Source organism: Burkholderia sp. BC1, assembly GCF_052683555.1.
In genome coordinates, this window is sequence record NZ_JBQYLP010000039.1 from 1 (window position 1) to 21,924 (window position 21,924).

Annotated in this window: 18 protein-coding genes, 1 tRNA gene and 1 pseudogene; 7 read left to right on the top strand and 13 right to left on the bottom strand. The window is 66.4% G+C overall.

The window, feature by feature from the left end:
- Positions 1–1,351: DHA2 family efflux MFS transporter permease subunit (locus tag ACSHSS_RS19100; RefSeq protein ID WP_445545379.1), on the top strand; the 1,351-nt coding region annotated here is incomplete at its 5' end.
- An 85-nt stretch (positions 1,352–1,436) separates the two neighbouring features.
- On the opposite strand, the gene truB is transcribed toward ACSHSS_RS19100, so the two are convergent.
- The 9 genes from truB to ACSHSS_RS19145 all read right to left on the bottom strand — a co-directional run bounded on the left by truB (position 1,437) and on the right by ACSHSS_RS19145 (position 13,425).
- Entirely contained in the window at positions 1,437–2,369 is a 933-nt protein-coding gene (gene truB / locus ACSHSS_RS19105) for a tRNA pseudouridine(55) synthase TruB (protein WP_105808216.1), read from the bottom strand.
- A 13-nt stretch (positions 2,370–2,382) separates the two neighbouring features.
- On the bottom strand, positions 2,383–2,781 hold the full coding sequence (gene rbfA, locus ACSHSS_RS19110) for a 30S ribosome-binding factor RbfA (RefSeq protein WP_012213472.1): 399 nt from the start codon (positions 2,779–2,781) through the stop codon (positions 2,383–2,385).
- A gap of 121 nt (positions 2,782–2,902) precedes the next feature.
- Positions 2,903–5,812 carry a translation initiation factor IF-2 gene (gene infB, locus ACSHSS_RS19115; protein ID WP_445545380.1) on the bottom strand — a complete coding sequence of 970 codons (2,910 nt, stop codon included), beginning with the start codon at positions 5,810–5,812 and terminating at the stop codon, positions 2,903–2,905.
- 91 nt (positions 5,813–5,903) lie between these two features.
- Positions 5,904–7,379: a transcription termination factor NusA gene (gene nusA, locus ACSHSS_RS19120; RefSeq protein WP_006404951.1), complete on the bottom strand. Its 1,476-nt coding sequence runs from the start codon at positions 7,377–7,379 to the stop codon at positions 5,904–5,906.
- Positions 7,379–7,837, bottom strand: coding sequence for a ribosome maturation factor RimP (gene rimP, locus ACSHSS_RS19125; RefSeq protein ID WP_006402064.1), 459 nt, complete (start codon positions 7,835–7,837; stop codon positions 7,379–7,381). The genes nusA and rimP overlap by 1 nt, the downstream gene beginning before the upstream one ends.
- A gap of 386 nt (positions 7,838–8,223) precedes the next feature.
- On the bottom strand, positions 8,224–9,888 hold the full coding sequence (gene rluB, locus ACSHSS_RS19130) for a 23S rRNA pseudouridine(2605) synthase RluB (RefSeq protein WP_445545381.1): 1,665 nt from the start codon (positions 9,886–9,888) through the stop codon (positions 8,224–8,226).
- A 60-nt stretch (positions 9,889–9,948) separates the two neighbouring features.
- The gene (gene scpB / locus ACSHSS_RS19135) at positions 9,949–10,989 is read right to left on the bottom strand and encodes an SMC-Scp complex subunit ScpB (RefSeq protein ID WP_445545382.1); all 1,041 of its coding nucleotides are present in this window, start codon (positions 10,987–10,989) and stop codon (positions 9,949–9,951) included.
- Positions 10,990–11,250: 261 nt separating this feature from the next.
- Positions 11,251–12,459 (bottom strand): pyridoxal phosphate-dependent aminotransferase, encoded by a 1,209-nt coding sequence (locus ACSHSS_RS19140; RefSeq protein WP_445545383.1) that lies wholly within the window; start codon positions 12,457–12,459, stop codon positions 11,251–11,253.
- Between the two features lie 63 nt (positions 12,460–12,522).
- Positions 12,523–13,425, bottom strand: a complete 903-nt coding sequence (locus tag ACSHSS_RS19145; protein WP_006402069.1) for a LysR family transcriptional regulator — start codon at positions 13,423–13,425, stop codon at positions 12,523–12,525.
- 428 nt (positions 13,426–13,853) lie between these two features.
- Here ACSHSS_RS19145 and ACSHSS_RS19150 point away from each other — a divergent pair.
- Together ACSHSS_RS19150 and ACSHSS_RS19155 are read left to right on the top strand one after the other, a co-directional pair.
- A pseudogene (locus tag ACSHSS_RS19150) lies at positions 13,854–14,249 on the top strand (transposase); the annotation flags it as partial.
- Positions 14,250–14,449: 200 nt separating this feature from the next.
- The gene (locus tag ACSHSS_RS19155) at positions 14,450–14,701 is read left to right on the top strand and encodes a hypothetical protein (protein ID WP_012213476.1); all 252 of its coding nucleotides are present in this window, start codon (positions 14,450–14,452) and stop codon (positions 14,699–14,701) included.
- A 185-nt stretch (positions 14,702–14,886) separates the two neighbouring features.
- On the opposite strand, the gene ACSHSS_RS19160 is transcribed toward ACSHSS_RS19155, so the two are convergent.
- Positions 14,887–15,204: a hypothetical protein gene (locus tag ACSHSS_RS19160; RefSeq protein ID WP_006404957.1), complete on the bottom strand. Its 318-nt coding sequence runs from the start codon at positions 15,202–15,204 to the stop codon at positions 14,887–14,889.
- A gap of 157 nt (positions 15,205–15,361) precedes the next feature.
- Here ACSHSS_RS19160 and ACSHSS_RS19165 point away from each other — a divergent pair, with 157 nt between their 5' ends.
- From ACSHSS_RS19165 to ACSHSS_RS19175, 3 genes are all read left to right on the top strand, one after another.
- Complete coding sequence (locus ACSHSS_RS19165; RefSeq protein WP_105846072.1) at positions 15,362–16,078, top strand: YdcF family protein; 717 nt, start codon at positions 15,362–15,364, stop codon at positions 16,076–16,078.
- Between the two features lie 211 nt (positions 16,079–16,289).
- The gene (locus ACSHSS_RS19170; RefSeq protein ID WP_006402074.1) at positions 16,290–16,562 is read left to right on the top strand and encodes a hypothetical protein; all 273 of its coding nucleotides are present in this window, start codon (positions 16,290–16,292) and stop codon (positions 16,560–16,562) included.
- Positions 16,563–16,698: 136 nt separating this feature from the next.
- Positions 16,699–16,956 (top strand): hypothetical protein, encoded by a 258-nt coding sequence (locus tag ACSHSS_RS19175; protein ID WP_004191628.1) that lies wholly within the window; start codon positions 16,699–16,701, stop codon positions 16,954–16,956.
- Between the two features lie 39 nt (positions 16,957–16,995).
- On the opposite strand, the gene ACSHSS_RS19180 is transcribed toward ACSHSS_RS19175, so the two are convergent.
- From ACSHSS_RS19180 to ACSHSS_RS19190, 3 genes are all read right to left on the bottom strand, one after another.
- The gene (locus ACSHSS_RS19180; protein WP_006402075.1) at positions 16,996–17,286 is read right to left on the bottom strand and encodes a putative quinol monooxygenase; all 291 of its coding nucleotides are present in this window, start codon (positions 17,284–17,286) and stop codon (positions 16,996–16,998) included.
- A gap of 522 nt (positions 17,287–17,808) precedes the next feature.
- Positions 17,809–19,014, bottom strand: a complete 1,206-nt coding sequence (bamC, locus tag ACSHSS_RS19185) for an outer membrane protein assembly factor BamC (RefSeq protein WP_105825553.1) — start codon at positions 19,012–19,014, stop codon at positions 17,809–17,811.
- Positions 19,015–19,152: 138 nt separating this feature from the next.
- Positions 19,153–19,229 (bottom strand) — tRNA-Pro (locus ACSHSS_RS19190).
- Between the two features lie 460 nt (positions 19,230–19,689).
- Here ACSHSS_RS19190 and ACSHSS_RS19195 point away from each other — a divergent pair.
- Entirely contained in the window at positions 19,690–21,894 is a 2,205-nt protein-coding gene (locus ACSHSS_RS19195; RefSeq protein WP_445545384.1) for a hypothetical protein, read from the top strand.
- Positions 21,895–21,924: the final 30 nt, after the last annotated feature.

Here is a 21,924-nt window from a genome sequence, read left to right on the forward strand (position 1 = left end):
GCCGCTGACCGGCTGGCTGACCGACCGCATCGGGCAGGTACGCCTGTTCCTCGCGTCGATCATCCTGTTCGTCATCTCGTCGTGGATGTGCGGGCTGTCGCCGACGCTGCCGTTCCTGCTCGCGTCGCGCGTGCTGCAGGGCGCGGTGGCCGGCCCGATGATTCCGCTGTCGCAGTCGCTGCTGCTCGCGAGCTACCCGCGCGCAAAGGCGCCGATGGCGCTCGCGCTATGGTCGATGACGACGCTGATCGCGCCGGTCGCGGGCCCGATTCTCGGCGGGTGGATCTCGGACAACTACTCGTGGCCGTGGATCTTCTACGTGAACATTCCGGTCGGCATCGCGGCCGCGATCGCGACGTGGTCGATCTATCGCACGCGCGAATCGACGGTGCGGCGCGCGCCGATCGACGGCGTCGGTCTCGCCCTGCTCGTCCTCTGGGTCGGCTCGCTGCAGATCATGCTCGACAAGGGCAAGGACCTCGACTGGTTCGCCTCGACGACGATCATCGCGCTCGCGCTGATCGCGATCATCTCGTTCGCGTTCTTCGTGATCTGGGAGCTGACCGCCGAGCATCCGGTCGTCGACCTGTCGCTGTTCCGGATGCGCAACTTCTCGGGCGGCACGATCGCGCTGTCGGTCGGCTACGGGCTCTACTTCGGCAACCTCGTGCTGTTGCCGCTCTGGCTGCAGACGCAGATCGGCTATACGGCGACGGATGCCGGCCTCGTGATGGCGCCGGTCGGGCTGTTCGCGATCCTGCTGTCGCCGCTGACGGGCAAGTTCCTGCCGCGCACCGATCCGCGCTACATCGCGACGGCCGCGTTCCTGATCTTCGCGCTCTGTTTCTGGATGCGCTCGCGCTACACGACGGGCGTCGACGAATGGTCGCTGATGCTGCCGACGTTCGTGCAGGGGATCGCGATGGCGGGCTTCTTCATCCCGCTCGTCTCGATCACGCTGTCCGGCCTGCCCGGCCACCGCATTCCGGCGGCATCGGGCCTGTCGAACTTCGTGCGGATCATGTGCGGCGGCATCGGCACGTCGATCTTCCAGACCGCGTGGGATCACCGCAACAACTTCCACCACGCGCAGCTGGTCGAGCAGACGAATCCCTACAACCCGACGTTCAATCAGGCCGTCACGCAGATGAACAACCTCGGGCTGACGCGCGACCAGGCGCACGGGCTCATCAACAACATGGCCACGCAGCAGGCCGCGCAGCTCGGCGTGAACGATCTGTTCTACATCTCGGCGGCGATCTTCGTGCTGCTGATTGCGCTGATCTGGATCACGAAGCCCGAACGCGCGGGCGGCGGCGATGCGGGCGCGGCGGCATCGGCCGCGCACTAGACGTCGCGCGCATCCGCAGCAAACGAAAAGCCCGGTCTCGACCGGGCTTTTTTTCGTTCCGACGGCGCACGTGCGTGCGCGTGCGTCATTGCGCGGTGACGACGAGCCGTTCCGGCGCAAGCACGCCGTTCGTCTTGCGCGCGACGCCGAGCAGCCGCGTCGCGTCGTACACGCGCACGCGTTCGCCTTCGGCGGCGTCGATCGCCGCCAGCGCCGACAGCGGCAGACGCTGCCCGTGCAGGAAGCGCTTCGCGCAGGTGTCGTCGAGACGCACCAGCGGGAACGTCGACAGCAGCGCATCGACGGGCTGAAGCCAGGCGTCGCGCGCCGCTTCGTCGGCATCGGACAACGCATCGAGCGTCACCGCATGTTCGAGCGTCAGCGCGCCGACGCCCGTGCGGCGCAGCATCGTCAGATGCGCGCCGCAGCCGAGCGCTTCGCCGATGTCTTCCGCGAGCGTGCGCACATACGTGCCCTTGCTGCACGTGACGCGAAACGTCACGTCGGGCAGTTCGCATGCGAGCAGGTCGAGCGCGTGGATCGTCACGCCGCGACCTTCGCGCTCGACCGTCTGACCGGCACGCGCGTATTCGTACAGCGGCTTGCCGTCGCGCTTGAGCGCCGAATACATCGGCGGCACCTGCACGATGTCGCCCGTGAAACGCACGAGCGCCGCTTCGACGGCCGCGCGATCGCATGCGACGGGCCGCGTGTCGAGCACCTCGCCTTCGGCGTCGCCGGTCGCGGTACGCACGCCGAGCCGCATCGTCGCTTCATAGGTCTTGTCCGCCTCGAGCAGATCCTGCGAGAACTTCGTCGCTTCGCCGAAGCACAGCGGCAGCAGGCCCGATGCAAGCGGATCGAGCGTGCCGGTATGCCCGGCCTTCTTCGCGAGGTACAGGCGCTTCGCGCGAATCAGCGCATCGTTGCTCGACAGGCCGACCGGCTTGTCGAGCAGCAGGACGCCGTCCAGCGCGCGGCGCGGTACGCGCGGACGTTGGGATGCTGCAGTCGTCATAGGCGGGATACGCTCAGTCGTCCTTCGCCGGCGCGTCGGCCTCGTCGTCGTCCTTCGCGCGCGTCGCGTTCGCCTCGTCGATCAGACGCGACATCGCGACGGCCTTCTCGATCGTCTGGTCGTAATGGAAGTGCAGCGTGGGCACCGTATGGATGTGCAGCCGCTTGAACAGCAGGTTGTGGAGATGGCCCGACGCGTGGTTCAGCGCCTGCTGCGTCGCGGCCGGATCGCCGGTCAGCGTCGTGAAATAGACCTTCGCGTGCGCGTAGTCCGGCGTCAGTTCGACGCTCTGGATGGTCACGATGCCGATGCGCGGATCCTTGACCTCGCGCATGATGAGTTCGGACAGATCGCGCTGAATCTGATCGGCGATCTGCACGTTGCGATTGGGAGAAGTACGTTTCCTGGACATGATCGAATCCCTGATCCGTTTATCAGGATAAAACGGCGGCGCGCCGAACGGCGCGCGGCCATGAAAAAATGGGCGGGACAGGCCCAAGCCTGCCCCGCCCATGAGCCGATGCGCGATTGCGTTACAGCGTACGCGCGACTTCGGTCACTTCGAAGACTTCGAACTGGTCGCCTTCGAGGATGTCGTTGAAGTTCTTCACCGACATACCGCATTCGAAGCCTTGCTTGACTTCCTTCACGTCGTCCTTGAAGCGCTTCAGCGATTCGAGTTCGCCCGTGAAGATCACGACGTTGTTGCGCAGCACGCGCACCGACGACGAACGCTTGACGATACCGTCGGTGACCATACAGCCGGCGACCGTGCCGACCTTCGGCACCTTGAACACCTGGCGCACCTCGACCATGCCCGTCACGACTTCGCGCTTCTCCGGCGCCAGCATGCCGGACATCGCCGCCTTCACCTCATCCACTGCGTCGTAGATGATGTTGTAGTAGCGGATGTCGATGCCGTTCGCTTCGGCCAGCTTGCGCGCCTGTGCGTCCGCACGCGTGTTGAAGCCGATGATGACGGCCTTCGACGCGGTCGCGAGGTTGACGTCGCTTTCGCTGATGCCGCCCACCGCGCTGTGCACGATCTGCACGCGCACTTCGTCGGTCGACAGCTTGAGCAGCGACTGCACCAGCGCTTCCTGCGAGCCTTGCACGTCGGCCTTGATGATGAGCGGCAGGTTCTGCACTTCGCCTTCGCCCATCTGCTCGAGCATGCTTTCCAGCTTCGCCGCCTGCTGCTTCGCCAGCTTCACGTCGCGGAACTTGCCCTGACGGAACAGCGCGATTTCGCGCGCCTTGCGCTCGTCCGGCAGCACGATGACTTCCTCGCCGGCGGCCGGCACTTCCGACAGACCCTGGATTTCGACCGGGATCGACGGGCCGGCTTCCTTCGTCGGCTTGCCGTTCTCGTCGAGCATCGCACGCACGCGGCCGTATGCGCTACCGGCCAGCACGATGTCGCCGCGGCTCAGCGTACCGGACTGCACGAGCATCGTCGCGACCGGACCCTTACCCTTGTCGAGCTTCGCCTCGATCACGATGCCCTTCGCCGGCACCTCGACCGGTGCCTTCAGTTCCAGCACTTCGGCCTGCAGCAGCACGTTCTCGAGCAGATCGTCGATGCCCGCGCCCGTCTTTGCCGACACCGGCACGAACGGCGAATCGCCACCGTATTCTTCCGGCACGACGCCTTCGGCGACCAGTTCCTGCTTCACGCGGTCCGGGTTCGCTTCCGGCTTGTCGATCTTGTTGATCGCGACGACGATCGGCACCCCGCCCGCCTTCGCGTGCGAGATCGCTTCCTTCGTCTGCGGCATCACGCCGTCGTCGGCCGCGACGACCAGAATCACGATGTCGGTCGCCTTCGCGCCGCGTGCACGCATCGCCGTGAACGCCTCGTGACCCGGCGTATCGAGGAACGTGACGACGCCGCGCGGCGTCTCGACGTGATACGCGCCGATGTGCTGCGTAATGCCGCCCGCTTCGCCCGCCGCCACCTTCGCGCGACGGATGTAGTCGAGCAGCGAGGTCTTGCCGTGGTCGACGTGACCCATCACCGTGACGACCGGCGGACGCGGCAGTTGCTCTGCGTCGGAGCCCGTTTCGCCTTCGACGAGCAGCGCTTCCGGATCGTCCAGCTTCGCTGCGAGCGCGCGGTGACCCAGTTCCTCGACGACGATCATCGCCGTTTCCTGGTCGAGCACCTGGTTGATCGTGACCATCTGGCCCATCTTCATCATCACCTTGATGACTTCGGAGGCCTTGATCGCCATCTTGTGCGCGAGATCGGCCACCGAGATGGTTTCCGGCACGTGCACTTCACGCACGATCGGCTCGGTCGGCGCCTGGAACGACGAGGCGTTGTCCTGGTGACGGCCGCGCCCCTTCGGGCCGCCGCGCCAGCCGCGGTCGACGCCGCCGCTCGAATCGCCGCGCGTCTTGATGCCGCGCCGCTTCGCCGCGTCGTCCTGCCAGCCGCCCTTGCCGCCGCCCGGCTTCTTGTTGCGGTCGCCCGCGCCTGCCGGCGCCGGCGTGGCAGCCGGCGCAGCGGCCGGCTTCTTCGCGGCCGGGCGCGCCTGCGCACCTTCCGGCTTCGCCGGCTTGTGCAGCGTGCCCTTTGCCTCGGCGGGCTTCGCCGGTTCGGCCGGCTTCGGCGGTTCGACCGCCTTGACCACGGCCTTGCGCGGCGTGTTCATCATCTCGCGGATCGCACGCGCTTCGGCTTCCGCCGCCTCGCGGCGCTTGCGAATTTCTTCCTGCTCGGCGCGCGCCTTTTCGGCAGCCTCGCGCGCGGCGTCCTCGGCCTTCTTCGCCGCTTCGCGCTGCGCTGCGCGTTCCGCAGCCGCACGTGCTTCGTCCTGCGCGGAATCGGCCGGTGCCGCCGCCTGCTGGGCCGCAGCCGCCTGCTGCGCCGCCTGTTGCGCGGCGGCCGCTTCGGCTGCCGCACGCTTCGCAGCGGCTTCTTCCTCCGCGCGACGGCGTTCGGCTTCGGCCGCTTCCTCGCGGGCACGGCGTTCTGCTTCCTCGCGCTCAAGGCGTTCCTGACGCTCGCGCAGTTCCTGCGCCTGCTTCTCGAGCAGCGCGGCCTCGCGGCGCGCCTCTTCCTCGCGACGCTTCAGTTCCGCATCGTCGTCCGCTTCGGCGACCTGCGCCTGACCCTGTTCCGCGACATCGCTCACGTCGTCGCGCTTGACGAACGTGCGCTTCTTGCGCACCTCGACCTGAATGGTGCGAGCCTTGCCCGTCGCGTCAGACTGCTTGATCTCCGACGTATGCTTGCGGGTCAGCGTGATCTTGCGCTTGTCGCCATCGGTTGCGCCGTGCGACTTGCGCAAATGATCGAGCAGACGCGCCTTGTCCGCCTCGGACAGCGCATCGTCTTCACTCGCTTTCTGGACGCCCGCTGCCTGCAGCTGTTCGAGCAGCACACCAGCAGGCATTTTCAGTTCCGCGGCAAATTGGGCTACGTTGTTACTCGCCATTCATTCCTCTTAGTGCAAGGACCGATTCCTTGCGGTTAGCATCGGGTCAGGCCATACGGCCGCCATCAAATCAGTGCGCCATGGTCATTTCTCACTGGAACCAGTGTTCACGTGCTTTCATGATCAACGCCTTAGCGGCATCCTCTTCCATTCCGGTCATGTCGACCAGTTCGTCCACCGCCAGCTCGGCGAGATCGTCGCGCGTCGCCACGCCGTGTTCGGCCAGCTTCGCGAGCAGCTCCGGCGTCACGCCGTCGAGGCTCTTCAGATCCAGCGCCGCGTTTTCGACCTTTTCCTCGTTCGCGATCGCCATCGTCAGCAGCGCATCGCGCGCGCGGTTGCGCAGTTCGTGCACGGTGTCCTCGTCGAACGCTTCGATCTCGAGCATTTCGTTGAGCGGCACGTAAGCAATCTCTTCGAGGCTCGTGAAGCCTTCGTCGATCAGGATGTCGGCGACTTCTTCGTCGACGTCGAGACGCGTCATGAACAGTGCACGCAGCCGGTCGCGCTCCTCGCCCTGCTTCTGGGCGGACTCGTCCGGGGTCATGATGTTGATCTGCCAGCCGGTCAGTTCGCTGGCAAGGCGAACGTTCTGACCGCTACGGCCGATCGCGACGGCCAGCTCGTTCTCGTCGACGACGACATCCATCGAATGCTTTTCTTCATCGACGACGATCGACTGGACAGCGGCCGGCGCGAGCGCGCCGATCACGAACTGGGCGGGATCCTCCGACCATAGCACGATGTCGATGTTTTCGCCACCGAGCTCGTTGCGCACGGCCTGCACGCGCGAGCCGCGAATGCCGACGCAGGTGCCGATCGGATCGATCCGCTTGTCGTACGCGACGACGCCGATCTTCGCACGCACGCCCGGATCGCGAGCGGCGGCCTTGATCTCGAGCAGGCCCTGCTCGATCTCCGGCACTTCCATCTCGAACAGCTTCATCAGGAACTCGGGCGCGGTGCGCGACAGTTCGATCTGCGGGCCGCGCGCGGTGCGGTCGACCTTCGCGATGTACGCGCGCACGCGGTCGCCCACGCGCAGGTTTTCCTTCGGGATCAGCTGATCGCGGCGCAGCAGCGCCTCGACGCGACCCGATTCGACGATGAAGTTGCCCTTGTCGAGGCGCTTCACCGTGCCGGTCATGATCTTTTCGCCGCGCTCGAGGTAGTCGTTCAGGATCTGCTCGCGTTCGGCATCGCGCACCTTCTGCAGGATCACCTGCTTCGCGGCCTGCGCGCCGATCCGGCCGAATTCGATCGACGGAACGGGTTCCTCGATGTATTCGCCGACTTCGACGTCGGGCTTCTGCTCGCGCGCTTCGAACAGCAGGATCTCGCGATCCGGCTCCTGCAGGCCCGCTTCGTCGGGCACGACGAGCCAGCGACGGAAGGTTTCGTGCTCGCCGCTTTCGCGATCGATATGGACGCGGATTTCGGCGCCTTCGTCGAACAGCTTCTTGGAAGCGGACGCGAGCGCAGCCTCGAGCGCGCCCAGCACCACATCCTTGTCGACGTTTTTCTCGCGCGCCAGCGCATCCACCAGCATCAAAACTTCGCGACTCATTATTTGCGGCTCCTAAAGTCAACTTGCGGAATCAGGCGGGCTTTGTCGATGTCGGCCAGCGTGAAATCCAGCATGGCCGCCTCGCCCTTCTTCCTCTCAAATTCCAAACCGATCGTTTCGCCGTTCGGCGCGTGCAGAATGCCCCGGTACGTCTTGCGCCCGTCCAGCGGCTTTTTCAAGGTCACGGAGACTTCACTGCCGGCGAAGCGCTCGAAGTCGGCCAGCTTCTTCAACGGGCGGTCGAGCCCCGGAGACGAGACTTCGAGCCGTTCGTAATCGATGTTTTCGACCGTCAAGACGTGCTGGAGCTGACGCGTGACCTTTTCGCAATCTTCGAGCGAGATGCCGGCAGGCTGATCGATATAGACGCAAAGCATGCCGCGCCCGGTGCGCTCGAGATCCACCAGCTCGTAGCCGAGCCCGGTGACCGTGGTTTCTATCAGTTCCGTCAGTTGCACAGTGTCCTCTCAGGTGTTCGCGCCCGCCGCTCGCGATTCACCCGCGGGCGCGCGCCTTAGCCGGCGCAGGAAGCGCTACCCGAGATGCCTAACCGTTTCAGCAAAAAAAAATGGGCGGAACGCCCATCTTCTTACCGGTGGTCGCACCTGAGCCGCACATCGAATCCGTACGCCCAGCGACTCCGCGATTATAGCGATTTTTGGCGCAAACGCCAAGCGTCGGCCGTCGGAACGGCGCGCGATATACCGTTAAACGCGAATTCCTGCGAAACGGTCTGCGCGCCGCCGACTATTCATATAGCGTCGATTACGCAAAATGCAATGCGCCGACAAAACCGGATCGCCCCGGTCTTGCCGGCGCTGTCGCGCCTCGCGCAACGCGCCCCTCAGCGGCCGCGCGAACGCCCGCCGCGCTGCGGACGCTGGCCGCCGCGCGGGCCGCCGTTGCCGGCGCCGCCATCCGCGCGATTGCCGTTCGGGTTGCGATTGCCGCCCTTGCCGCCGCCGCGCTTGCCGCCGGCGCCGCCATGCGACGCGCGATTGCCGTCGACGTCACGGCCGCCCGCGCGATTGCCGTACCCCGACGCGACCGGCAGGCTGCCGTAGCCGCTCAGGCCCGGCATGCCGGGGCCGCCGCGCCGACCGCCGCGGCGCGGCTGGTCGAGCTGGCCGTGGGTCGTCAGCACCGGCTCGCGGCTGATGAAGCCCATCGAGGTCTGCATCGGATCGGGCTGCCGGCGCTCGGCCTGGCCGCCGCCGCGCTTGCCCTTCTCTTCCGACGGCGCCTTCAGGCCGACCGTCGCCATCAGCTTGCGCACCTGCGCCTCGTCGAGCTCCTCCCAGCGGCCGCGTTTCAGGCCGCGCGGCAGCGGAATCGGGCCGTGACGCGTGCGGATCAGGCGGCTCACCATCAGGCCGACCGCCTCGAACATCCGGCGCACTTCGCGGTTACGGCCTTCGGCCAGCGCGACGTGATACCAGTGATTCGTGCCCTCGCCGCCGCCGTCGCGGATGCGCAGGAAGTTCGCGGGACCGTCGTCGAGCTCGATGCCGTGCAGCAGTTTCTGGCGCGCGCTTTCCGACAGCTCGCCAACCACGCGCACCGCGTACTCGCGCTCGACGCTGTAGCGCGGATGCATGAAGCGGTTCGCGAGGTCGCCGGAGGTCGTCAGCATCAGCAGACCTTCGGTGTTGAAGTCGAGGCGGCCGACCGCGAGCCATTTCGCCGTCTTCATCGGCGGCAGGCGATCGAACACCGACGGACGGCCTTCCGGATCCGCGTGACTGACGATCTCGCCGGTCGGCTTGTGGTAGAGCAGCACGCGCGGCGGCTTGTTCGGCAGCTTGCGCTTGACCGGTTTGCCGTTGATCCGCACCTGGTCGGTCGGCATGATGCGCTGGCCGATATGCGCAGGCTCGCCGTTCACCGACACGCGGCCGGCGATGATCAGCTCTTCCATTTCGCGGCGCGAGCCCATGCCCGCCTCCGCGAGCACCTTGTGCAGCTTCGGCGCGTCGTCGTCCGGCGACAGCACGCGCTTGTTTGCCGGCTGACCGCGGCCGCGGCGCAGCATCGGCGCACGCACGCCGCTGCCCGGTGCCGCGTTGTCCGCGTCGAACGCCGGCGACGTCACGTAGGCGAACAGGTCGTCCTGCGCCGCTTCGCCCTCGCCCTTCGACGCGCCGCCGCGCTTGGCCTGGCCTTGTGCTTGACCCTGCGCGCCCTTGCCGCCCGCGCCTTCGCGCTTGCCGCCGGACTTGCCGCGCCCGCCCTTGGCCGCGCCTTCCTTGCGCGGCGCACGCGCCGGCTGCGCCTGCGCGGCATCGGCCGGCGGCGCATCGGCGGCTTCGCCGTCTTGCGGCGCCGCGTCGGCGCCCTTCGACTTGGCCGCTGCGCGACGGCGCGCGATCAGGCTGCGCGGACCGCGCCGCAGGCCGCGGCGGGGACGTTCGTCGCCACCCGCGGCCGGAGCGTCCTGCTCCGGCGCATCGTCGGCGCGCGCAGCCTGCACGGCGGGCGCGGACGATTCAATATCGTGGATATCTGTCAAAACAACCTCAAAATGTCAGGTCTCGCGCCCGGAACGGGCGCGGCAAGAAGTCAGCCGCGATCAGGCGCGACGCTGTTCGGGTTCTGCTTCGTCGTCCTGCAGCGCGTCCGCGTCGATCGACGCGCTGGCGCTGCGCACGGCGCCGGCAAGACTGTCGGACGTGTCGTCCGGTATCTCGCCGTCCGCGGGACGGGTACGGTGCGCATCGGCCTCTTCGGCCTCGTCCGGCCTGTCGCCGGTCGCTTCCGCACCGTCTCCGGCAGCCGCTTCGGCGGCCGGCTTGCGATCTTCCTCGTTCGATTCCGCATGCAGCGGCACCGGCTGCACGCCGGCCGGCGCTGCTTCGGCACCGGCCTGTTCCGTTTTCCCGCGATCAGCCCCGAGCGTATCGCGGTTTGGCAATTCCTGCGTCGACGCGTGTTCGTCCGTCGTCGCCATGTTCGGCACGGCGTCGGACTGCGCTTCGGCTGCTTCGGCTCCTTCGGTTGCTTCGCCTGCTTCGGCCGACGACGCATCGGCCGCGGCTTCCGGCGCGTCGCCGTCGAAATCCATCGCCTGCTGCGCGAGCAGCGCGGCCTCGATGTTCGCGGCCGGCTCTTCGAGCGCGGGCAGATCGTCGAGCGCCTTCAGTCCGAGGTCGTCGAGAAACTGCTTCGTCGTCGCATACAGCGCCGGACGCCCCGGCACGTCGCGATGCCCGATCACTTCGATCCAGTTGCGATCCTCGAGCTGCTTGACCACCTGCGTGTTGACCGTGACGCCGCGGATTTCCTCGATGTCGCCGCGCGTGACCGGCTGCCGGTACGCGATGATCGCCAGCGTTTCGAGCACCGCACGCGAATATTTCGGCGGCTTTTCCGGATGCAGGCGATCGAGAAAATGACGCATCGCCGGCTTGCTCTGAAAGCGCCATCCGCTCGCGAGCGCCACCAATTCGACACCGCGGCCGGACCAATCCTGTTTCAGATCTTCGAGCAACGTGCGGACCGTGTCAGCCGACACGCCGTCGGCAAAGAGCTTGCGCAAATCGCCGAGCTTGAGCGGCTCCTGCGCACAGATCAAAGCAGTCTCGAGGACGATCTTCGCCTCTTGGGTATTCATGCAGCTAGGCCAGACCCTGTGGTCAAACGAACCGGATCAACAAAACAGACGAAAGGAACGGAAGACGCGCTCGCCCGATTCTGATCGGTCATATTGATGGGAGCACGAACCGGGGGCGGCAGCATCGACTTCAAGCCGGGCCCGAACCGGACGGAACAGCACGACTCAACGACGGAGCCGCGTGACTGAGCGCCATATTACGCAAAATTGCCCGGTGCGTAAAGATGAGTCGCGCGGCGCGGCCGGCACTCCGGCCCCGCTTCAGTCGGCACGCGCGCCGCGCGCCAGAAAGCGCCGCAGACGTTCGACACCGGCATCCAGTCGAGCCGTGTCGCAGGCGTAGCACCAGCGCACGAAGCCCTCGCCTTCCGGCCCGAACGCGCGACCGGGCGCAAGGCCGAGCGCCGCCTCGCGCACGAGCGCCTTGCAGAACGCGAGGCTGTCGTCGGCGCCCGGCAGCTTCAGGAACACGTACATCGCGCCTGGCGGCGCAGCCACGTCGGCGCCCGGCAGCGTGCGCAACGCGCCGATCAGACGATCGCGTGCGTCGCGCAGCGCGGCCACGAACGTGCGGACGAACGGCTCGCCGTCGCGCAGCGCGACTTCGCCGGCCGCCTGCACGAACGCCGGCGCGCACGACGTGTTGTACTCGATCAGCTTCGCCAGATCGCCGGTCAAGGCAACGGGCGCGACGAGCCAGCCGAGCCGCCAGCCCGTCATCGCCCATGCTTTGGAAAACGAATTGACGACGACGACGCGTTCGTCGCGCGACGCAATATCGAGCAACGACGGCGCGCCGTCCGCATCGAACGCGAGCCGCTCGTACACCTCGTCGGCCACGAGCCAGATCCCGTGTCGGCGGCAATGCGCGAGCACGGCAAGCTGATCGTCGCGCGACATCGTCCAGCCGGTCGGATTGTTCGGCGAGTTGATCATCAGCATCCGCGTGGCGGGCGTCAGCGCCGCGAGCAGCCGGTCGACGTCGAGCCGCCAGCCCGCACGCCCATACGCGAGCGGCACGCACTCGACGCGCGCACCGAGAATCTTCGGAATCTCGACGAGATTCGGCCACAGCGGCGTGACCGCGACGACGCGGTCGCCCGGCCCGACCAGCAGCTGCGCGGCGAGCATCAGCGCGCTCACGCCCGAGCTCGTGACCGCGATCGAGTCGAGCGCCGTGGCACCGTGGCGCGCGCTCACGTAGCCGGCGATCGCGCGACGCAGCGACGCAGTACCGAGATTCGGCGTGTAGAACGTCGCGCCGTCGCGCAACGCGGCGGCCGCCGCATCGCGGATGAAGTCCGGCGTCACGCGATCGGATTCGCCGAACCAGAACGGCAAGACGTCGTGCACGCCGAAACCCGCATTCGCGACTTCGCGGATCAGCGACGGGCGCAACGCGTGCACCGCGTCGAGGGCTGCCGGCTCGTGCGCCGGCTCGAATTCTGCGGAATCTGCGGAATGCACCATCGTCGATCGCCGTCGGGGAACACGATTCGCGTAGTGTACCCACGACGCCGGGCCGCACGCGCGTCAGTCGAGGTCCTCCGCGCGCGACGGCATCTGGCGCACCAGCTCCCAGATCGCCTGCGCGGCAGGCGACAGCGACCGGTCGCGGCGCCGCACGAGTTCGACCGTCCGCTCGGTGCGAGGCGTCAGCGGCCGCGCGACGAGCGTCGAGCCGGCCGGCAACGGCAGCGACAGCCACGGCTGCACGCTCACGCCGATGCCGGCCTCGACGAGCCCGAACACGGTCGCGGAATGGCCGAGCTCCTGCATCACCGTCGCGCTGACGCGGTGAGCGGCCAGCGCCGCATCGATCAGCGGACGGCTGCCCGAGGCGTGATCGAGCAACACGAGGCGCTCGCCGTTCAGCGCGGTCCACGGCACCTCGGTGCGCGCGGCCAGCGGATGATCGGCGCGCGCGACGAGGCAGAACGAGTCGGTCATCAGCGGCTCGCAGACGAGATCCGCGACGGCCAGCGGCCCGATCACGACGCCGAAGTCGACTTCGCTCGACTTCACCTTGCGCAGCACGTCGCTTTGCACGTCGTCGCGCAGCCCGAGCGTGACGAACGGAAACTGCCGCTCGCACGACGCGACGACGCGCGGCATCAGCCGGCACGCGATCGTCGGGCTCGCCGCGACGATCACGCGCCCGCGGCGCTGCTCGCCGATCTCGCGAATTTCGCGCAGCGTGTCGTCGAGATCGTCGAGCTGCCGCGACACGCTCGCGATCAGGTTCGCGCCGACGTCGGTCAATTGCACGTCGCGCGTCGTGCGATCGATCAGCTTCAGCCCGAGCTCGGTCTCCAGTTCGCGCACGCAGCGGCTGACCGCGGACTGCGTGAGTCCGATCTCGTCGCCGGCGCGGCTGAAGCTCCTGAGCCGCGCGACCTCGATGAATACGCGAAGCTGGCGCAGCGTGACGTTCATCCCCGGACCTCATCAATCGTCGATATCGATGCGCGATTTTAATGCGCGACGGATCGCCCGAGGTACGAGTCGAGCTCGGCACGCCGTGTTTCGCTGCGGTGCAATAAGCGCGCATACGCACGCCGTACGGGCGAATTGCACAAGATTGGTGATTGTCCTGATTTGCTGGCGGGTTATTTTGGCGTCTTATACGCCCCTAGCTGACTTAGCCGTCGGCTCGCTGCCAAGCGGCTCTCGAGGGATTCGCCTCCGACATGGCACGCTTCGTGCATTGCATGGCGCACAGGGCGCAGGTGATGTCGGACAACGGGCAGGAACACCGCTACCGGCCAACCGAACGCCCCCACCCGGCACTCGACGACGAGTGCCTGAAGAGTGCGCGGCGCATGGCAGCGCACCGGAGTTAGCTTCGCTGAGGTGAGGACATGATGCTGTTCGACGATTTGAGAGATAACGAATGGGCGCTGGTCGAAGGACTGTTTTGCTCGGAGCCTGCACGCAGTGAGCGGCGCGGCCGCCCGCGCGTGGAGGCCCGTTCGGTGGTAAACGCCGTGCTTTGGGTTCTGTCGACGGGCGAAGGCTGGTCCAAACTGCCGGGCCGCTATCCGTCTCCGCCGACCTGCCGTCGTCGCTTCGATGAATGGCAGGCCGACGGCACACTCGCCGAAATCGTCAAGCGACTCGGCACGAGCGGCCGTCAGATTTCGCTGCGCGGACGGATCGGCGCAAGCGCGGCGAAGCCGCCTGCACCGCCGAGCCGCGATCGACTGCGCGGCGCGTTCTGGACCAATCCGGAATCGTGGCGCGCGCCGGTCAAAATGGCGTAACGGATAGCGATACGGGCGGCTTCGGCCGCCCGTTTTCATTCTGCTTGCCGCCTTGCGCGCGGCGCACGCGTGACGCCGCGTTACGGACGTCGCTCGGCGATACATCTATTTACTATTATTTACAGCAAGCCTGCACTCCCACGCTTACCTTAGCGACATATCAACGGGCCGCGCCGACGGCTTGAAGGGAGCCCTCCATGAAACCAATGTCACTGCTCGTCGCATGCGGCATTGTCGTTTCCGTGGTGCTGGCGACTCCCGTCCACGCCGACGATCGCACGAAGGCGCCGCGCCGCCAGGATCATCGAAATGCGCTGGCGCATCAGCCGCCGCCCGCCGCACCGCCCGACCGGCAGACCGTGCCGCGCGGCGACCTGCGCGGCGACATCGCAAGCAACGCGCGCGCGCGCATCGGCTCGCAGCCGAACGACCTGCCGCGACATCCGTAGTCGCAGGTAGTCGCACTTCACCGATTCACCGAAGAAAATGCCGGCGCCCGGGAACTGAGCGGCATGCACCGGGTCACACGGTTGCCATGAGCACAGCGTGGCAGCAGCAAAAGTATCCGGTACGCCCGTATCCTCGTGATACGGGCTTTTTTTCGAGCATGCTGTGCGGCCGATGCGCGCCTGCGCTAGAGGCGGCTTTCGAGAACCGATACGGCGCCCGCTTCGCTGAGCGCGTAGTCGTCCATCCGTCGATCGAGCCAGGTCGCCGCTTTCTCTTCGCGCTCGAGGCGCGCGAACTCGGCGCGACCGCTGTCGGTCAGCACCGCGATGTCCACCGGGGCGTGAAAGCCGGGTGCGGGCGCCACGGTCTTCTGCCTGACCGTATCCATCAGCCCGAGCGATCGAAGATACTCGAACACGCCCGGGCGGCGCGCCCACGGAACCTGGCGGTACTGCACTCGTCTCAATGCGTCGAGCACCGCTTCATTGGAATACGTGGCCATCTCGATTCTTTCTTAAAGTGCAGCGACAATGCGAAGCGGCGCGCCGGACGGGGTCTCCGCCCGCCGATACCGCCACCGGTTCTTGGGGCCGACATTCGGCGTCGCGTCAGGGGCGAATGGTCAGCCATCCATAAAAAGACACCATACCCCAATCAAATTGATTCTGTTCGATTCATTTGTACTTCTCTTCATCGGATTCCTGCTGTGCCGCAAGCAACGGCGGCGTATCGCGCTCGCCGCGGTCGCGCTGTTCTGGCTCATCGCGAGCGGCTGGCTCGCGGCGCCGTTCATCGCGTGGGCCGAAGCCGGCGTCGAACCGGTCGAGCACCCGGACATGCATGGCCAGACGGTACTCATCGTCCTCGGTGCCGGCACGCAGCGCGCCGATGACGGCCTGCGGCCGCCGCGGGACGGCGCGGCCCGCATTCGCAAGGCCGCGGAACTGTACCGAACCTGCCGCCGGCAGGCCGAGCGGTGCACCGTCGTGATGTCGGGCGGCGATCCGCAGCATCACGGCGACACCGAAGCGGCCGTGTACGGGCGCGGGCTCGTCGCCGCCGGTGTCGATCCCGGCGATCTCGTGCTCGAGCCGAAGAGCCGCACGACCTACGAAAATGCGCAATTCACGACGTCTATACTACGCTCACGGCGTGACGACGCGCGTATTCTCATCACGTCGTCGTATCAGATGCGCCGCGCACTGCTCGACTTCCGCCGTTTCGGCATCGATCCGCAGCCTGTCTTTGCGAATCGCCGCGAGGCGCATACGGGGTGGCTGCCGCGCTGGTCGAACGTCGTCTCAGCCGAACTCGCGCTGCACGAACTGATCGGCATCGCGCAGTTTCACGTCTATCGGTTGATCGGCCGGTTCTGATCGCGCATCGCGCCGCAACGATCGCAATCAACGATGGCACGCGCGTGACGGGCCTCATGAAGTGTTGCGCGGCTTCAACGTACGCTTGCGCGCCGGCGCGATCCGGTGCACATTGATCCGTCACTTTTGTTACACTCGACACGCACTCGATTGCAGTCGCCAGACAAAACGGCAACACTCGGGTTCATCACCACTTAGCGGAGGTAAAGCAATGAAGAAGACGTCCCTGGCTATCCTGGTTGCGATGTCGGCGCTGACTGGCGCAGCGTATGCGCAAGAGAGCACGGAAATCAAGACCATCACCGATCCGGCCAAGATCGCCGAGATCGAGCAGCGCGCACAGGCGCTGCAACAGCAGCAAGCGTCCGAAGCGGCGCAGCCGGCGATGCACGAAGAGCATCACCACGGCAAGAAGGCTGCTCACCACAAGGCAGCGAAGAAGGCCGGCAAGAAGGCCGCGCCGGCAGACGCTGCGAGCCAGTAAGTTCGGCGGCTCCGCACAAGCGAAAAGCCGAATCCGGGCAACCGGGTTCGGCTTTTTTACTTGCGGCGCCCGCGCGCTGTGCTAAAGTCGCGCACCGAATTTTTCCAACCGTGCGCACCCCGGTGCGGAGGACAGCATGAGCAACATTCAACTCGACATCGAGTGGACCGAAGCCGCCACTCGCAAGATCAAGCAACTGATGCCGCGCGGCTCGGACGACGCGTTCCTCGCACTGCCGCCGATCGAGTGCCTGCCGATGGAAGGCGACGTGCTGTTCCTCGGCCCGCAAGGCAAGCAGCAGCCGTTCATCGTCGCGGAACGCCAGTACCATCACGACGGCGACGCCGACTGGACGATCATCCTGATCCTCGACGTGCCGAACGCGTCGCACTGACGTATCGCGGCGGCCGCGCCAGCCGGCCGCCCCGCTCGCTCACGCGAGCTTCGACAATACGCGGACTTCCGAACGCTCGATCCAGTCCGCGGCCGCCTCGCGATACGCGAGGATATGCGCGGAACGCGCATGGGCGGCCAGCGCCTCCTCGCTCTCCCATCGTTCGATGAAGACGAATCGGGCCGGCTCCTTCAGGTCCCGATGCAGATCGTATTGCAACGCGCCGACTTCGTTGCGCGTCGGCTCGACGATACGCTCGAGCACCGCGCGCAGCTTCTCTTCCGCACCGGGCTTCGCGACAATCAACGCGACCACTGCAATTTCAGCCATACCGACTCCGTCGAATCCGAAAACGACGAGAATACGCGAATCGCACGTTGACCGTATGGGAGCCGTACATCGCGACGGACCAAAAAAATAGCCCGCGCTTCAGAGAAGCGCGGGCAAAACCGTCGCCCTACGAGGATAGGCGACGGGGCCATCGGGATCCGCGCGCGGGCGCGGATCGTCATCGTTGTCGCCGGCGCATTGCACCGGAATCGGCAATGCGTCGATACCGTTGATTGGGCGTTCGCGACGCGCGCCCGGCATCTGACGCCGTCCTCCCCTTTCTGACAATCCCTACATATAAAGCAGCTTCCGTGCCAGATGAGGATCAGCCACTATTGCGTTGATTTATAAGCGGAAATTTTTCGGTCATGACGATGTAACACGCGTTCTGCCACCGTAACGCCCGGAACGTTACGTAACGTCACGCGAGGTGTCCGTGCGCTGTCCCGCACGTCTGCGCGCGGCGCGCGCGCATAAAAAAAACCCGCCGGATGGCGGGTTTTGCGCGGGGGTGTCGTGCGGTCAGCGCAGCTGATTCACGAGCAGCGACATGATCTGGCGCGCAGGCGACGAGGTGTCGATCGCGCCCGACTCGTCGACGACCGCGACGCGCGTCTCGTCCGGCGTCAACGCCTTCACGTTGACGCGATACTGCTTCGCCTGCTTCTCCTTCTTGCCGTGGAACAGCTGGCTCCAGAAGCCTTGCTGGGCCGCGCTGAGATCCTTCGGATCGACGTAGCGCACGAAATACAGCCCCTGCGTGCGATCGCGATCGTCGACCGTGAAGTTCGCGCGATCGAGCGCCAGGCCGACATGCAGCCACGAGCGATCGTACGGCTCGCCGAGCGTCACCTCGGACGGCACCGTCGCGGCGCCCGCATCGCCGCCCTGCGACGACGTGCGCGACACGTTCTGCGCGGCGATGGCGGCGGCCGCCTTCGACGACGCATCGGCGTCCTTCTTGTCCTTCGGCACCGCCTCATCCTTGATGTTGGCGATCGGCGGCTCGCCGTTCTTCGCACGCTGCTCGTTTTGCGCGAGCACGGCCATCAGGCGCTTCAGGTATTCGGTTTCGAGGCCCGGATCGTTCGGCTTCGGCTCCCACTTGCTCGAATCGTTGTTCGCGCCGGTGAGCGCTTCGCGCATCCCCTTCTGGCTGATGAACACGTAGGTGCCGCCGTTCGGCGCCGCGTCGAGACGCGTGCGGTACTTGTTGCGCTCGGCCGTCACGTACGAGTTGCCCATCGCCTTCGAGATCACGCTGCGGATCAGGCCGTCGTTGATTTGCGGGCGCGTCTCGTTCCAGTCCGTTTCCATCACGCCCTTGTCGCGCTGGTCGACGACGAGCAGGAAACCCTGCTCCTGCCAGAAGCGACGCACCTGCGGCCAGACGTCGGCCGGCTTCTTGCCGTCGATCACGAGCCAGCTCTCGGTGCCGTCGCGCTGGATGCGCATGTCGGCGACGGCCGGCGCGACGGTGTCCGTGGCCGGCGCAGCCTGCTGGACCTGCTGCAGCGCAGACAGGGAAGTCGCGCCGCCCTGCGGAGGCAGCGAACGCTGATCGGCCGTCTCGTCGAGCATGTTGGGCGGCACTGCAAGCGACGCTTCCTTCGATTTCGAGTCGCTCTTGTAGTCCACTTTCGTGGGCGACGACGTACCGCAACCGGCGACGAGCGCGCCGGTGGCGAGCACTGCAGCGAACCGCATGGTAAGACGACGATCAGTCATGTTCGGGGAATCCTCTTCCTAAATCACGGCGCTTTCCGTGGATCAACCGTGCATTTTACCGGGGCTGCGCGGCACTGTGCAAAAAAGCGACCGGCAAGAAAAAACCCGCGTCAGCTTGAACTGACGCGGGTTCTTGTCTGGTCGGGGCGAGAGGATTTGAACCTCCGACCACCTGCACCCCATGCAGGTACGCTACCAGGCTGCGCTACGCCCCGAAAGCACAAAATTATAACAGACAGTTTGGCCGATTAGAACGGGTCGCATGCATTTTGTGAATGTCCCCGCAAAATTTCCTGCGTCGGCGCCGTTAATCGAAACACGCGTGTCGTCGGCGTTGCGCAGCCGCGCCGGCTCGGGTCGCGTTACGCGGTTTTCGCCGAACGCTTGGCAGCGTCACACCGCCGCGCCCTTCTCTGACGCCTGCACCGAACGCGTTCCACTCGCTCTATCCCGTGCGGCGCGCAACGGCACCGCATCGAAATCCAAACGCCAGTTTGACTTTCGCGCACTGCCGCCGCGAACCCGTTGTGCGGCCGTCCCTCGGCGAAAGCCGTGCCCGCGCGCGTTGTTTGGTAACGCCGCTCTAGCCGGCTATGTCAGACTGCACGGCATCGACGCCCGCGCCGCGCACCGACGCGTGCCGCCGTCGATCATGACAAGACAGGGAGACAGACGATGCGGAATGCGGTCCGGCGCGGCCATCGCACGCCTTTGGCAATTTTCGACTGGATGTCGCGCTTTCCACGCGGAGATGCGCCGCGAGCGCCGCGTGGAGCGACCATGATCGGCTGTGGCGCGCTCGCCGTTGCGTTGATCTGCAGCGGCTGCGCGGAATCGGCGGCGCAGCGCGACGGCAGCGCCGCGGCCGCGTCGACGAAGCTCGAGCGCGCGAAAGCCGAGCGTCTCGCGCGCGAGCAGCAGATCGCGCGCACGGTTCCGTCGCTCGGCTCGATCCGTCTCGCGCAGCCGCGGCCATTCACGCTGCGCGACTCGGGGCAAAACGGCGCGATGACGTTCCTGCGCGATGTCGATTTCCGCATCGTCGGCAACCTCGGTTTCTTCATTCATCAGCTCTCGGCGACGCTCGTGCCGACGCAGCCCGGCGCGCCGATCGTGTTCGACGATCCGACGAGCTTCGAGATCGACGTCCATCGCGGCACCGTCACGCTCGACGACGCGAAGCTGACCGCGCTATTCAACACCTACATCTTCGGGTACCGCAACGCACCGCTGCGCAAGCTTGCCGTGTCGGCCGGCGACGGCGTGATCCACCTGCAGGGCGAAATGCAGCGCAACGGCTGGGTACCGTTCTCGCTGACAGGCACGCTCGCGCTGCGCGACGGCGGCCAGCTCGTGTTCCATCCGACGGCCGTACGCGTGTCCGGGCTCGACGCGCAGCCGGTGATGCGCGCCGCCAACGTCAGGATGTCGGATCTGCTGAAGGTCGACACGCCGATCGCGCGGCTCGCCGGCGACGATCTCGTGATGTCGGTCGACAAGCTGATGCCGCCGCCGCGACTCAAGATCTCGATTACGGCGCTGCGCGTCACGCCGGCGGGCCTCGACCTGACGCTCGACGACGGCACGCAGGCCGGCTTCGCCATGCCCGCGAACGCGCCGCAGCAGGCAATGCTCATCCGCGGCGGCGACGTGAAGTTCATGCGCTCGATGCCGATGAACGCCGACATCCTGATCGGTCCCGTCGATCCGGCGAGCCCGCAGAATTTCGTATTCGACCTGTATCACTATCGCGACCAGGTATCGGCCGGGTATTTCAATTTCGACGAAAGCGGCGCGATGACGATCCGCATGCCCTCGTATGCGGGCGCGACCGGTGTGCCGCTCGGCAACGCGGCCGCGCGCCTGAACGACGGGTTCATCGCCGCGCAGCAGAGCGCGCTGCGCGAGCTGCGCGGGCATTGGGAAGCGCAGGCGCTCGCCGCCGACACCGCGCAGCCCGGCATGCAGAAGGTGGCGATCCGGCGCACGCCGAACGCGCCGTTCGACGAGCGCCACGTCTCGAACCGCCATCCGACGATTCATCTGCACAATGTCGACTTCAACCTGTCCGGCGATATCGGCTTTCACGTCGAGGATCTCGACGTGCAGCTCGTCGCGAAGCGGCCCGGCGAACCGGTCGATCTCGACGATCCGAACCAGTACGACATCCGCATTCTGGGCGGCACCGTCGTCGAATCGTGGAAGGCGATGTCGGCCCTGTTCAACGACTATCTGCTCGATTACTCGCCGCGTTCGCTCAACGATCTGCGGCTCGCGGCGGACGGGCAGGACCTGCGCGTGACGGGCGGCATCAAGCTGTGGAACCACGTGCCCGGCGTATGGCTGCCGACCGACATGAAGGGCTCGCTGTCCGTGCTCGACGATCGGCACCTCGCGTTCAAGCCGTCGCAGGTCTCGGTGCTCGGCATTCCTCAGGCGAAACTGCTGCGCTCGCTCGGCATCGAGCTGTCGTCGCTGACACCGCTGCAGCGGCGCGGCGCCGAGCTGCGCGGCGACACGCTCGTGCTCGACCAGTACACGGTGTTTCCGCCGCCGATGCTGAACGGCAGGCTCGCGCACGCGACCGTCGAGCCGGATGGACTGCGCCTGACCTTCCGCCGCGTCGCCGACGCATCGCTGCCGAAACGGCCGTCGATCGATGCGCCGAGCTATATGTGGATGGAAGGCGGCGACATGAAGATGTTCAACGTGCTCGAACTGAACGTGCGTGCATTGATCCGCAATTCGGCCGAAACCGGCCCGATGCGTTTCGACCTGTACGATTATCGTCGCCAGGTCGCGCAGGGTTCGGTGCGCATGCTGCCGGACGGCACGCTCGTCGTCGACACGGGCCGGCCGAATCCGCTCGCGTCGCGCTGACACGCGCGCCCGATAAAAAAGCCCGGTGGC

What these genes read in the sequence shown, in the direction of transcription:
- truB (WP_105808216.1), bottom strand. Translation starts at nt 2,369, where the DNA reads ATGACGACTGCAGCATCCCAACGTCCGCGCGTACCGCGCCGCGCGCTG.
- rbfA (WP_012213472.1), bottom strand. Translation starts at nt 2,781, where the DNA reads ATGTCCAGGAAACGTACTTCTCCCAATCGCAACGTGCAGATCGCCGAT.
- infB (WP_445545380.1), bottom strand. Translation starts at nt 5,812, where the DNA reads ATGGCGAGTAACAACGTAGCCCAATTTGCCGCGGAACTGAAAATGCCT.
- nusA (WP_006404951.1), bottom strand. Translation starts at nt 7,379, where the DNA reads ATGAGTCGCGAAGTTTTGATGCTGGTGGATGCGCTGGCGCGCGAGAAA.
- scpB (WP_445545382.1), bottom strand. Translation starts at nt 10,989, where the DNA reads ATGAATACCCAAGAGGCGAAGATCGTCCTCGAGACTGCTTTGATCTGT.
- ACSHSS_RS19140 (WP_445545383.1), bottom strand. Translation starts at nt 12,459, where the DNA reads ATGGTGCATTCCGCAGATTCCGCAGAATTCGAGCCGGCGCACGAGCCG.
- ACSHSS_RS19145 (WP_006402069.1), bottom strand. Translation starts at nt 13,425, where the DNA reads ATGAACGTCACGCTGCGCCAGCTTCGCGTATTCATCGAGGTCGCGCGG.
- ACSHSS_RS19155 (WP_012213476.1), top strand. Translation starts at nt 14,450, where the DNA reads ATGAAACCAATGTCACTGCTCGTCGCATGCGGCATTGTCGTTTCCGTG.
- ACSHSS_RS19160 (WP_006404957.1), bottom strand. Translation starts at nt 15,204, where the DNA reads ATGGCCACGTATTCCAATGAAGCGGTGCTCGACGCATTGAGACGAGTG.
- ACSHSS_RS19170 (WP_006402074.1), top strand. Translation starts at nt 16,290, where the DNA reads ATGAAGAAGACGTCCCTGGCTATCCTGGTTGCGATGTCGGCGCTGACT.
- ACSHSS_RS19175 (WP_004191628.1), top strand. Translation starts at nt 16,699, where the DNA reads ATGAGCAACATTCAACTCGACATCGAGTGGACCGAAGCCGCCACTCGC.
- ACSHSS_RS19180 (WP_006402075.1), bottom strand. Translation starts at nt 17,286, where the DNA reads ATGGCTGAAATTGCAGTGGTCGCGTTGATTGTCGCGAAGCCCGGTGCG.
- bamC (WP_105825553.1), bottom strand. Translation starts at nt 19,014, where the DNA reads ATGACTGATCGTCGTCTTACCATGCGGTTCGCTGCAGTGCTCGCCACC.
- ACSHSS_RS19195 (WP_445545384.1), top strand. Translation starts at nt 19,690, where the DNA reads ATGCGGAATGCGGTCCGGCGCGGCCATCGCACGCCTTTGGCAATTTTC.